The organism is Paenalcaligenes sp. DL 463, assembly GCF_057475185.1.
This window is the reverse complement of the sequence record NZ_JBYBKX010000001.1, coordinates 1,639,835-1,652,362: the sequence shown is the minus strand read 5'-3', so window position 1 is coordinate 1,652,362 and position 12,528 is coordinate 1,639,835. Positions and strand designations below refer to the sequence as shown.

Annotated in this window: 12 protein-coding genes; 7 read left to right on the top strand and 5 right to left on the bottom strand. The window is 47.3% G+C overall.

From position 1 onward, the window contains the following. The first annotated feature begins 1 nt into the window (after position 1). Both AC2UZI_RS07725 and AC2UZI_RS07720 read left to right on the top strand, forming a co-directional pair. A complete protein-coding gene (locus AC2UZI_RS07725) occupies positions 2 to 703 on the top strand; it encodes an ABC transporter ATP-binding protein (RefSeq protein WP_486943230.1) in 702 nt (233 codons plus the stop codon). Between the two features lie 96 nt (positions 704 to 799). Next, complete coding sequence (locus AC2UZI_RS07720; RefSeq protein WP_486943229.1) at positions 800 to 1,909, top strand: tyrosine-type recombinase/integrase; 1,110 nt, start codon at positions 800 to 802, stop codon at positions 1,907 to 1,909. Between the two features lie 52 nt (positions 1,910 to 1,961). Here AC2UZI_RS07720 and AC2UZI_RS07715 read toward each other — a convergent pair whose 3' ends face one another. Both AC2UZI_RS07715 and AC2UZI_RS07710 read right to left on the bottom strand, forming a co-directional pair. Next, on the bottom strand, positions 1,962 to 2,570 hold the full coding sequence (locus AC2UZI_RS07715; RefSeq protein WP_486943228.1) for a glutathione S-transferase family protein: 609 nt from the start codon (positions 2,568 to 2,570) through the stop codon (positions 1,962 to 1,964). A gap of 14 nt (positions 2,571 to 2,584) precedes the next feature. Further along, positions 2,585 to 4,504, bottom strand: a complete 1,920-nt coding sequence (locus AC2UZI_RS07710; RefSeq protein WP_486943227.1) for an alpha/beta hydrolase family protein — start codon at positions 4,502 to 4,504, stop codon at positions 2,585 to 2,587. Between the two features lie 114 nt (positions 4,505 to 4,618). Here AC2UZI_RS07710 and AC2UZI_RS07705 point away from each other — a divergent pair, with 114 nt between their 5' ends. From AC2UZI_RS07705 to fumC, 4 genes are read left to right on the top strand one after another with little or no spacing between them, the layout of a single operon-like run. Next, a complete protein-coding gene (locus AC2UZI_RS07705) occupies positions 4,619 to 5,584 on the top strand; it encodes a D-2-hydroxyacid dehydrogenase (protein WP_486943226.1) in 966 nt (321 codons plus the stop codon). A gap of 55 nt (positions 5,585 to 5,639) precedes the next feature. Further along, positions 5,640 to 6,419, top strand: a complete 780-nt coding sequence (locus tag AC2UZI_RS07700; RefSeq protein ID WP_486943225.1) for an SDR family oxidoreductase — start codon at positions 5,640 to 5,642, stop codon at positions 6,417 to 6,419. A 13-nt stretch (positions 6,420 to 6,432) separates the two neighbouring features. Beyond that, positions 6,433 to 7,479 (top strand): type I glyceraldehyde-3-phosphate dehydrogenase, encoded by a 1,047-nt coding sequence (locus tag AC2UZI_RS07695; RefSeq protein WP_486943224.1) that lies wholly within the window; start codon positions 6,433 to 6,435, stop codon positions 7,477 to 7,479. Between the two features lie 36 nt (positions 7,480 to 7,515). Beyond that, a complete protein-coding gene (fumC, locus tag AC2UZI_RS07690; protein WP_486943223.1) occupies positions 7,516 to 8,913 on the top strand; it encodes a class II fumarate hydratase in 1,398 nt (465 codons plus the stop codon). Between the two features lie 60 nt (positions 8,914 to 8,973). On the opposite strand, the gene AC2UZI_RS07685 is transcribed toward fumC, so the two are convergent. Then, complete coding sequence (locus AC2UZI_RS07685; protein ID WP_486943222.1) at positions 8,974 to 9,399, bottom strand: universal stress protein; 426 nt, start codon at positions 9,397 to 9,399, stop codon at positions 8,974 to 8,976. Between the two features lie 240 nt (positions 9,400 to 9,639). Between AC2UZI_RS07685 and AC2UZI_RS07680 the strand changes: the two genes are divergently transcribed. After that, entirely contained in the window at positions 9,640 to 9,978 is a 339-nt protein-coding gene (locus tag AC2UZI_RS07680; RefSeq protein WP_486943221.1) for a c-type cytochrome, read from the top strand. Positions 9,979 to 10,043: 65 nt separating this feature from the next. On the opposite strand, the gene nadA is transcribed toward AC2UZI_RS07680, so the two are convergent. Then, positions 10,044 to 11,108, bottom strand: a complete 1,065-nt coding sequence (gene nadA / locus AC2UZI_RS07675) for a quinolinate synthase NadA (protein ID WP_486943220.1) — start codon at positions 11,106 to 11,108, stop codon at positions 10,044 to 10,046. A 174-nt stretch (positions 11,109 to 11,282) separates the two neighbouring features. Then, the gene (locus AC2UZI_RS07670; protein WP_486943219.1) at positions 11,283 to 12,488 is read right to left on the bottom strand and encodes a cyanate transporter; all 1,206 of its coding nucleotides are present in this window, start codon (positions 12,486 to 12,488) and stop codon (positions 11,283 to 11,285) included. Positions 12,489 to 12,528: the final 40 nt, after the last annotated feature.

Sequence of the window (12,528 nt, the reverse complement as noted above, 5' to 3'; positions counted from 1 at the left end):
CGTGCTGAAATTAGAAAATGTATCTACCTTCTATGGCGCTATTCAAGCTTTGGATGGGGTTTCTGTTGATGTTAATCAAGGTGAAATAGTGACCTTGATTGGGGCGAATGGAGCGGGGAAAACGACCATGCTCATGACGGTGTGTGGCTCACCTCGCGCAGCATCAGGAGTAATAAGCTTTGAGGGCACTGATATTACCCACCTTCAAACTCATGAGATTATGCAATTGGGTATTGCCATATCCCCAGAAGGGCGTCGCGTATTTCCTGACCTAACCGTTTCTGAAAACCTAAAAATGGGTGGATTCTTTCTAAAGCGAGATCAAATAGCCGAGGGGGAAGAGCACGTCTACGAACTGTTTCCTAGATTACGCGAAAGGGCTTTTCAAAGGGCAGGCACCATGTCTGGCGGCGAGCAACAAATGCTGGCTATTGGCCGGGCATTAATGAGTAAACCTAGACTTTTGCTTTTAGACGAGCCGACTTTGGGCCTAGCCCCTTTAATCATCGCTCAAATTTTTGAAATCATTCATACCATCCGTGACGAGGGAGTCACCGTTTTTCTGGTAGAGCAGAACGCAAACAAAGCACTGCAGGTTGCCGATAGAGGTTATGTTATTGAAACTGGTAAAGTTGTGCTGGCTGACACCGGTGCTAACTTGCTCGTTAACGATGAGGTGCGCAGAGCATATCTAGGGGCTTAACATTTTAGGAACCAGAAGTAAGCGAGGCGGAGTTTCTACTCCGCTTCTGCGTATATAATAATGCAACTAACGGAAGTTAATGTTTAAGGGTATCGCATGGTCTACAGTCAAAAGGGGCAGAAGTCCTTGGCGCTTGCGGGAAAGACAAAAGAGTCTGTCGATCCGATTATGCTTTTTGATGGTTGGTTAGAGTCACAAACACCGCCTTTTAGACTGGCTACTAAGCGAGTCTATCAGTTTCTGTGGAAACGCTTTATCGATCGGGCAGCTCTCACGAAACGTCATTTCTCCGAACTTACTGAGCAAGACATTATTCGTTTTTTAAGTGATTTGACTGACATTAACCGACAACAGCGTGAGCGCTACCAGCTTATTATTTACCGCGCCTACACTGAGCTGCATGCAAGTGGCTTGTCGTCAGTAAATCCAGCACAACCTTCTGTTATTAACGATATTGCTGCTACAAGTTGGCGAGATTCTCGTTCTAACCAAGCAAAACAATTCTTATCAATAGAGCAATCTTTAGCGGTAATCAAAGCATTGCAAGTTGAGGGTGTGGTTTTACATGAAAACGTACAGTCATTAGCGTGGCCTACGTTATGGAAGCGTAGAAGAAATGCGGCAATTATTGCTTTGCTCTTGGGCTGTGGCTTGAAGCCGTTAGAGGTACTGTCTTTGACCTTAAGTTCCGTCTATATCGCTGCTGATACGGGTGAATGTCGAATTGACACGGGGAAATACGTTTCATTCAGCTTAAGTGAACAGAAATCACTAAATCGAACCAGCCCCGATGCGTCTACCATTCACGCTTATATTCATGATTACGACGGCAAGCACCGGCAGTTAACCGTTCCAGAGTGGGCGCACGTCGTTTTGAAGCTATGGATGGAAACGTTAGCAATAGAAGCTCCTTCTGCTGAAAGCGTACTGTTTCCCGCTCACCGGAACGTATCGGCAGGGCGGTCTAAGCAAACCATGAACCCTGCGACCTTAGCGCGAGTGGTGAATGGCTGGTCTTCGTTACATGGCTTTACCGGAATTAGCGCACAAAAATTACGTAATAGTTTTGGGGCAATGTGTATCGAGAATGGCGCCTCAACGGCTGACTTAGATGCCAAGATGGGATTTGTTTCCAGCGCGGCTGGCGCGCTTCGCCTTGCTACCGAATGGCACCAGTTCTCATTAACGCACAAGATAACGCCCTAGCAATATTGCTTGCTAGGGCTATCTTATACTCAGAGCATTTTTGGGCAGTCCGTTAGTTCAGCCCCTGTTCTTGCAAGGCTTTCATTACACCGCTATCCGCTTCCATATGGCGTTTAAAGCGATGCAAATTCTCCAGACCTGACAAATCAACATCAACCATGTCTGCCCACCGTAATACGGTGTACAGGTAGGGGTCAGCAATGGATCGTTTACCGATTAGCCAGTCTTTGCCTTCCAGTTGTTGATTAATTAGTTCGAAGAACTGGTGCAGCCTTTTGGCTGTGTTTGCTTTTAGCTCTGCTTGCGCAGATTCAGTTTGTAGATAGTTCTGAATACCAAAAATAATGCCGAAATTTCGATGAATATCTGCATTAATGATTGCTAACCACCGACGAATTTCAGCGCGTTGGCTGGGCGTGTTACCTATTAAATTAGCAGTGGGTTCGATCTCGGCTAAATACTCTAAGATTGCAGAACTTTGCGTCAGGACCAAGTCGCGGTCAACTAAAACCGGCACTGCACCTAAGGGGTTGAGCTTTAAAAACTCAGGCTCTTTTAACTCTGCACGGCTGACTTCATGCAGGCTGTAAGGCTGCCCAATCCATGCCATCACAATATGGGAGGCTAACGGGCAGGCTCCTTTTAAGTAATACAGTTTCATCAGAGATTCCTTACTTATCGATTACTGTGCAGATGCGCACTTAAAAATTGTTCCATTTTTTCGTAGAACTCAAACTTGTTTTCATCATTATGGAAACCGTGGCCTTCATTGTCTTTCACCATATAGTCGACTTCGACGCCTCGTTGGCGTAGGGCCTCTACCATTTGGTCGCTTTCGGCGATATTAACGCGCGGGTCGTGAGCCCCCTGAGCCACAAATAGCGGTGTGCGAATCTTGTGTGCTTGCAAAGCCGGAGAGGTGTCAATCAGACGCTGCTTGTCTTTTTCGGGGTGGCCAACCATCGCATACATTTTCTCTAATAGCGGTTTCCAATACGGTGGGATGGTGTTCATGAAGGTCAGCAGATTTGAAACACCCACATAATCAACGGCGGCCGCGTAAAGGTCGGGGGTTTTGCAAATGCCTGCTAACGTGGCGTAACCACCATAACTTCCACCATAGATGGCGATACGTTTGGGGTCGGCAATACCTTCATCAATCGCCCACTGCACGCCATCAGTGATGTCGTCCTGCATGCTTCCGCCCCATTGTCCAAAACTGGCTTCCCAGAATTCGCGGCCAAAACCGACAGAACCACGGAAATTAATTTGCAGTACGGCGTAGCCGCGGTTTGTCAAAAACTGAACCTCGGGATTAAACCCCCAACTGTCTCTTGCCCACGGGCCACCGTGAGGGTTGACAATAAGTGGTAAGGCGCTTGTTTCGCCGCTTACAGGAAGACTTAAATAGCCTTGAATGGATAAGCCATCACGCGCTGTAAAGGTGATGGGTTTCATGGGCGACATGTGCTGTTCAAGCAATTCAGCATTGATGTCTACCAATTTACTTAAGGTGTCTGTGTTTTCGTCGTACACATAACGGGAGCCTTGTGTGCGGTCGTTATAGGCGGCCACAATAAACTTCTTCTCGTCGCGTGTAGCACTTTGGATGTCAACCTCGTAACCGGCGAGGTGTTCGCTGAGGCGTGTATGACGCTTAGCGCTGGTTTCATCAAAGAAATGGAAATGCAGCTTATCGCTTTCGTAGTAAGCCGCCGTTAACACTTTACGCAGTCTAGAGTATGCCGCACCACTTAAATCATAGTTCTCGACCTCATAAACCAGCTCTTCGAGATCGGGTTTTAGGGGATCAATTAATACTAAGCTAAGTGTGTTTCTACCTCGGTTACTAAGGGCATAAAAGCGTTGATTGTCGCTTGTGAAAAACAAAGGGCTTACCGATGTTCTAAAGTCGGTCGCGATAATGCTTTGGAATTCGACGGTTTCATTAGGGCGATACAGCAGATCAGTATTTAATCCGTCGCTGGTAATGGCCAGCCTGACATGTCCCTCGTGATCCGTTTCCCATCCTACGACGTTACCCGGGTTTTTGGCGACTAGATGACTTTCTCCGTTATGTATGTTGACACGGTAAATATTGAAGAGCTCTGGGTTTTCTTGGTTATGAGCCACCAATATATGGTCTGGATCATCCTCTAAGTCATCCTGTATCCCTGCACGCACACCTTCATAGGGAGTTAAGTCGATTTGTTTGCCTGTGTGCACGTTAACGGCGATGACATGGAAGTTTTCATCGCCGTTAAAATCCTTCTCAAAGATGATTGTGTCATCTCCTTTCCAGAAAAACTGGGAGACATCGCGCTCTGTTTCTTGTGTCACCAAAGTGGAAGGCCCAGTAGGGGTACTGCCTTCTAATTCTTGTACCAGAATATTTAAACGCGCTGGCTTTTCGTCTATCGAGACAGGCTCCATGAATGCAATTCGTTTACCCTGGTCAGATAAACGAAAGAAGCTGCGTTTGGGGTTCTGAAAAAAAGTACGTAAAGGATACGTAGGGATAGATGCGGTCGGATTTTCACTATCCGTTAATGAGCAGTGGTTCAGAAAACCCCAAAGCGACTGAATGGATATCATAGATGTTTCCTTCGATGCGAATACGTTAGACTTAAGCCTAGCTAAAAATTTCCACTATACCAACTGCTATCAACTTTTTCTGCAGTGATATGCTGCATTCGCTTAAGGTTTTTCATGTCAACTGAACGTTTACAAGTTGTTTTTTTAGATAGTGACACTTTGCCTTCTTCGATTCACTACAAGCCAATGGGTTTTGATTACGACCTTATTAGCTATCCACGAAGTACCGCAGATCAAGCCGTTGAGCGGTGTCGTGAAGCTGATATCGTCATTGCGAATAAGGTTCCCATTAGCAAGGCGTTGATCGAACAAGCGCCTAAACTGAAGTTGGTATCGATTGCCGCGACAGGTTATGACAATGTTGACATGGAGACCTGCAGGAAAAGGGGAGTTGCCGTTTGCAATGTGCGAGATTACGCTAAACACACCGTTCCGGAACATGTGTTTGCGTTGATTTTTGCGTTGCGTAGAAGCTTGCTGCCGTACCATCACTCTGTGGCACAAGGTCGTTGGCAAGAGTCGGGCCAATTTTGTTATTTTGATTATCCCATACGTGATCTCGCGAACAGCACGTTGGCGATTATCGGCGCGGGGTCGTTAGGGCGTTCTGTTGCCACACTGGGTAAAGCCTTAGGTCTTAAAGTAATCTTTTCCGCGCGTAAATCGCAACAAGAAATACCAGAAGGTTTTGTCAGTTTTCAAGATATGTTGGATCAGGCGGACATTATTAGCCTGCATTGTCCGTTGACCCCTGAGACAAAAAACTTACTTGCAGCGGATGAGTTTAAGAAAATGCGTCGTAAGCCATTGATTATCAATACAGCGCGAGGTGGCCTAGTTAATGAATCAGATTTGGTCTATGCCTTAAATAATGGCTTAATTAGCGGTGCTGGCTTCGATGTCACGACTCCGGAGCCTCCGGCCCCAGACAATCCGATTTTTCAGCTTATGGACAAACCGAACTTTATTTTAACCCCCCATGTGGCGTGGGCAAGTCAAGAAGCCATTCAAGCGTTAGCAGACCAGTGCTTTGATAACGTGTCGGCTTTTATGGCTGGTGAGCCTCGCCATCTGCTTTAAATTTTTCCGTTAACACGCCTCGCCCCCTAACTTTTTTATTAAGAAATATTTTTCTGTGGTTTCTGATTTTGTCCCCATTAAACAGCCCAGCTTTAGCTTGAAGGGGCAGTGTGCTCTGGTGACGGGCTCGACCCAAGGCTTGGGTTGGGCCATGGCACAGACCTTTGCAGCGCACGGCGCTCATGTTGTTTTACATGGGCGTAGCGTAGATCGTCTACAGCTTAGACAGCGTCAACTTGCAGACTTGGGCTACGCTTCAAGTGTTTGGTGTCATGATTTTACTGACATTAATGGTCTTGAAGCGTCCTTAGATACCTTAGCTGAACCGCCATCAATTCTGGTGAATGCGGTAGGTGAACGCATTCGACACGGCTTCAACGAGCTTTCCGCGACTGACATTTTGCAGCACATACAGACAAATTTAAGCGCCACAGTGCTGCTTTCACAATGGGCGGCTCGCAATATGGCGTTGAAGGGTTACGGGCGAATCATTACGCTTAGTTCTATTGCTGGTCGTTTAGCGCGTTCGGGGGATGCGGTATATCCTATTGCTAAGCAAGGTCTAGAGGCAATGGTCCGCGCCTTAGCGGTTGAGTTCGGGCCTCACGGTGTCACTAGCAACGGTATCGCGCCGGGTACCTTTGCTACCGAGTCGAATCAGACACTAGCCGCGGACCCTATAAAAGGGCCTTTGGTTGTGGGGCGTAATCCGCTTGGTCGCTGGGCGTTACCTGAAGAAATAACCGGCCCTGCTTTATTTCTGGCTTCTGAGGCCTCTAGTTACGTTAATGGTCATGTATTGGTCGTTGACGGTGGTTTTTCCATCACTTTTTAAATTGAATTAAATCATGGCAACACCGGTTACTCGCATTGCAATTAATGGTTATGGTCGTATTGGGCGTTGCGTGCTACGGGCGATATACGAGCAGCAGCTTGAGTCGATAATCGACGTGGTCTTGATTAACGAGCCAGCTGACTTAGACAGCATGGCTTATTTAACCCAATTCGACTCCACACACGGCGCTTTCCCTGGCAAAGTAGGGCGCAGCGATAACGCATTAATCATTAATGGTCGTGCTATATCGGTTACGCATTCCTCCACCCCAGAAGCCGTAAATTGGAGCGAATTTGATGTTGATATGGTGATTGAATGTTCGGGTGCTTACAGCAGTCGCAACGATTTGCACCGCTTTATCGAAAGCGGCTGCAAACGCGTGTTGGTGTCACATCCGGCTGATAGCGCTGCCGATGTGGATTACACCGTAGTCTTAGACATTAATGATGCCGAGCTAACCAAGCAGCATAAAATCGTTTCAAACGCCTCGTGCACAACCAATGCCATCATTCCGGTATTGGCTGAGCTTGATGCAGCATATGGCATTAAGCATTGCTTCTTGACGACCCTGCACTCGGTCATGAATGATCAGCCCATGATTGATGGCTATCATCACAAAGATTTGCGCCGCACACGTTCCGCTATGCAATCCATCGTTCCTGTGGCGACGGGCCTAGCGCAAGGTGTAGAGCGTTTATTACCGCAGCTAGCAGGGCGTGTAAAAGCCAAAGCCATCCGGGTACCCATTCTAAATGTGTCGGCCATTGACCTCATGGTGGGCTTAAAGCGAGACACGAAAGCAGAGGAAGTTAACAGTTTATTTATTCAGGCGGCCCAACGACACCCCGAAACGCTCGCTTATACCGATAGGCCACATGCCTCTGTGGATTTTAATCACGATCCGCATTCAGCCATTATTGACGGTAGCCAAACGCGTACCAATGGAGATGGCTTTGTGAACATGTTTATTTGGTTTGACAATGAGTGGGGGTTTGCGAACCGCCTAATCGATATCACCAAAGTGTGGTCGGCTCGCATTCATGACGATGGCACCTGTTAACTACGATAAATCAAGGCGTATATTAGGAGTATTCCCATGACAAGTACCCGTTCAGAAAATGACTCAATGGGCAGTATTGATGTACCCAGCTCTAGATACTGGGGTGCCCAAACACAGCGTTCTATACAAAACTTTCCGATAGGCGTTGACCGTTTTGTTTGGCAAAGCCCCATGATTCAAGCACTGGGATATTTAAAAAAAGCGGCTGCGCTGGCTAATCAAGAGTTAGGAGAATTGCCTGCGTCGGTTAGCGAACCCATTGTTAAAGCGGCCGATTTAGTAATTAATGGGCAGCTTGATGCCGAGTTTCCTTTGGTGGTTTTTCAAACAGGATCCGGCACCCAGAGCAATATGAATGCCAACGAGGTGATTGCTAATAAGGCTATTGAGCTAGAGGGTGGAGTCATAGGTAGCAAAACCCCAATACATCCCAACGATCACGTGAACCGGGGGCAGTCATCTAACGATACTTTCCCCACTGCTATGCACATTGCGGTCGCCTTGCAAGTCACTGAGCGTTTGATCCCTAGCGTATCGCAACTTAAAAACACGTTTAATCGCCTTGCAAACGAGCATTCCTCTCTGGTGAAAACCGGTAGGACCCACTTGCAAGACGCAACGCCCATTACCTTAGGTCAAGAAATCGGAAGTTGGGCAGCCCAATTAGAGCACGCGATACAAAACGTGCAAATGCAGCTAGAAGGTGTATACGACCTTGCAATCGGTGGCACAGCCGTCGGCACAGGGTTGAATGCACATCCTCATTTTGGTGAAACGGCTGCTCGTCACATTGCTAAATTAACCCATCTTCCTTTTCGCAGTGCACCGAATAAGTTTGTTGCGCTTTCTGCACACGATGCCTTAGTGAATATGTCGGCGGCCATACGCACCATGTCAGGGGCGTTGTTAAAAATAGCTAACGACGTACGTTGGTTAGCCAGCGGACCCCGATGCGGCATTGGCGAAATTACGATTCCAGAAAACGAACCAGGGTCGTCCATCATGCCAGGTAAGGTGAATCCCACGCAGTGTGAAGCCTTAACGATGGTGTGTGCTCAGGTATTTGGTAATGACGCCACCGTTGCTTTTGCCGGTTCACAAGGTAATTTTCAACTAAACGTCTACAAGCCAGTGATGGTTCACAACGTTCTGGAAAGTATTCAATTATTAAGTGATGCTTGCCTTGCTTTCGACGAACATTGCGCACAAGGGATTGCACCGAATATTCCGAAAATAGAAAGTAATCTGGATCGTAATTTGATGTTAGTGACAGCGTTAAATCGCCACATTGGTTACGATAAGGCGGCTCAAATTGCTAAAACGGCACATCAAGAAGGGCTTAGCTTACGCGACGCTGCCTTGCGTTCGGGGCATGTGAAAGCAGAACAATACGATGATTGGATTAATCCCTTATCCATGACTCAAGCCGGATAAATCGACACCTGCCTGCGCTGCTTTACGCCGGCGCAGGTAGGCGTTTTTATGGTGGCCTGACTATTTAACCAGTGTGACAGGGACATCTACCGTGTTTAACACCTTGGTGGTCACCGAACCCAGAATTAGACCTGGCATGGCGCCTAAGCCGCGCGTACCCATTACAATGTGGTCGCAGTTGTGTTCGGCAATATAGTTTTTTAAGACTTCTGTTAGCGCGCCCACCAGAACCTTACTTGTGTGGTTACGCTCTGTTTTTTCCAGAATGGTTAATGCTGGAACCAACGCTTTCTTGCCTTCGTCCTCATAGTAGTCTTGCAGCATCTCAGTCGAAAAGAAACGAGTCACATTCTGCGAAACGATAGGGCTTTGAATGTTCAGCACATGAAGCTTGGCTCCTTCTGTGTTCTGCGTTAAGCGTATTGCGGTTTCGAGAGCACGGGAAGAGGCATCCGAGCCATCGACTGGAATGATTACGTTTTGCATAGAAGTCTCCAATGGGGGTATTAATCAAGCTAACAACATAAGCTGATTTGTTCATTTAACCTACGATAACTAAACATCTTATGCAGGTCATATGACTTATATCAACGTTTACGTGAATCGAGGTTGGAATAAAACTAAAGTTAAACGCCATAAGGTAGCGGTAAGTGTAATAATAGAACAGTGAACAGCACGTGATTAATATGTAGTGTTTTCGCTGTTACAACTAAGGAGAGTAATTCCATGAAACTGAAGTATTTAGCCCTCTGTGTGCCGCTTGTTTTGGGTAGTGGTGCTGCAGTTGCCGAAACTAATTTTGATATGGCGGCGGTGAACGACGCACTACGCAATAATGCCTGTTTAGCGTGTCATGCCGTAGAGAATAAGTTGGTAGGCCCCTCTTATAAAGAAATTGCTGAAGCCAATAAGGATGACGCAGCCAACGCTGACATTCTAAAAGCTCACATTAAAGAAGGTAGTAGCGGAGTGTGGGGGCCTATCCCTATGCCAGCGAACCCTAATGTTTCTGACGATGACTTAACTTTGATCGTCGACTGGTTAATGGCTGGCGCTCCTCAGTAAGTGCTAGCCTAGAAACGGCGCGCTGTATTGCGGCGCGCTACGTTTCGCCCCCTCAATAAGCAGTGTTAAGCTGTGATTTTATTGAAATTCAGCATTCTGTCTACACTGCGTTTCGCTTGTACGCGAATGGCCTCGTCTACAAAAATTTCATTATTTGGCTGTGTTAAGACCTTAACAATGCCATCAAGGCTATTCATGCTCATCCATGGGCAAAAAGCACAACTTTTACAGGTAGCGCCTGTGCCGCCGGTCGGAGCCGCCACAAGATTCTTATGCGGTGCGAGCTTTTGCATTTTATGAAGCAGGCGTTGATCAGTGGCCACAATAAAACTTTGGCTATCAAGTTCTTTTACGGCTTTGAGCATTTGAGCTGTTGATCCAATGAAATCGGCTTGATCTAGCACCCCTTTGGGCGATTCTGGATGCGCCAGTACCTGAGAATTAGGTTGGCTTTTACGTAACTCACGTAACTCTGTACCTTTAAATTCATCGTGAACGAGACAAGAACCTTGCCATAAAACCATATCGGCCCCGGTTTGTTCCTGTATATAAGCGCCCAAATGTCTGTCCGGTGCCCACAGGATCTTTTCTCCTTGAGCATGCAGATACGACACAATGTCTAATGCGATGGATGAGGTAACTACCCAATCAGCTCGGGCTTTTACCTCGGCGCTGGTGTTGGCGTAAACCACGATCGTGCGATCAGGGTACTGATCACAGAATGCATTGAAATCATCGATAGGGCAGCCTAAATCAAGCGAGCAATTGGCCTCTAGCTCGGGCATTAATACCCGTTTCTGTGGGCTAAGTATTTTCGCCGTTTCGCCCATGAATCGTACGCCTGCTACCACTAAGGTGTCGCTATCGCAGTCTCGGCCAAACCGAGCCATTTCCAATGAGTCGGCAACACAGCCTCCAGTCTCTTCAGCCAAGTCTTGAATCAGTGGGTCGACATAGTAATGCGCGACCAGTGTGGCATTTTGTTGCTTTAACAACTGACGAATCGTGCTTTTCAGTGTTTCAGTACGGCTAAGATCAAGAGGAGGGGGTACACGAGCCCAAGCCTGAGCAAGATCGATAGTTCCTGTCGCGAGATTCGGCTTGTCGAAAGAGAAAACTTGAGTGGACATAATGGCTTCCAGCTAATAGTGAATGTGGCTCTGTTAATTACACGTCGAATACGTTTGCATAAGTCGAGAATAGACACATATGCTCAACTTGAGTGTAATTAGCATAACCCAATTAGCCGAAAAGTTATACAAAAAAATAAATAAGTGCTTCCGAGGTAGGTTGCGTAACCGGTACTAGGCTAATGGAGGCATGACCTTTTGGTAATGCTTAGGAATAAAGCGCCATACCAGCATCGCGATGACGATTACAGCGACGAGGTGCATTATCCAAGCAAAACTAAAATCGCCAGACGTATCACGGATCCAAGCGCTTACCCACGGGGCCATCGCAGCAATGAGAAAGCCACCACCTTGCATTAATGCGCTTAGCATTCCTGCTTGATTAGAGTCATTGAAGTGATCCAAAGCGACAACCAGTGTTAAGGCGAAACATCCGCCTAGACCTACCCCTAATACACTGGACCAAAAGTAGGGCGATGCATTGGGCCAAAAGGCGAAAGAGCTAAACCCGAGTGCTTGCAAACTTAGCGCCAGCCATAACCATAAACGTCGATCTAAATGGTTTCGGGCTAAGGTGGGAATGGATAACGCGGCGATAGCCTGAGCAATCGACAATACGGCAATCAATGATCCGCTTGCCGAGGCTGACCAGCCATGTTCTTGATAAAATGGTGCCAACCACGCAACGATACTGGCATAGCCGCTGTTGATTAAGCCGAAGCAACAAATAAGCAACCACGTGCGCGGGCGGCGCATAAGCAGTAGAGAAGGTGATCGTACGCTACGGCTAGGCTGGTCTTTAGGTAAAACATAGCAAGCGATGATGACTGCTGCGATAACCGGGAGGGCCCAGAACCCCAAACTGAAGCGCCAATTTCCAGTAGTCTGGGCCACCCAAGGGGTAAGCTGAGCGCCTAAGGCACCGCCTCCCATCATGGTGGCAGAGTACAAGCCTGTAACCGGCGCGACGTGCAGCGGAAAGTTCTGTTTAATGACCCCTGGCAATAGGGCTTGAAGTAGGGCGACACCGATGCCACACAACGCCGCGGTTAAGATTAACGTCAAGCCGTCGGGGGCAAAAAACCGAAAAGCACTTCCGGCTGATAATAAAAACAAGCCCATCAACATGGTGTTGCGAACACTAAGATGACCGCGTACAGAGGGCGTAACGAATGCAAATAGCCCCATGCAAAACATCGGTAATAGCGTTAACCAAGCAAGATTTTTAAAGTGCAAACCCGTGTCTTGTGCTATTTGGGGCACTAAAGGGCCGACGGCTGTAATAAAGGGCCTTAAGTTCAAACCTACAAAAATAACAAGCAGCAACCAAAGAAGAGATTGAACCCGTGGAGAAACATGAAAAGTCGAACTTGAGCTCATTTTTTATTAAGGAAGAATAGGGTTAAACGCACTTTATAGT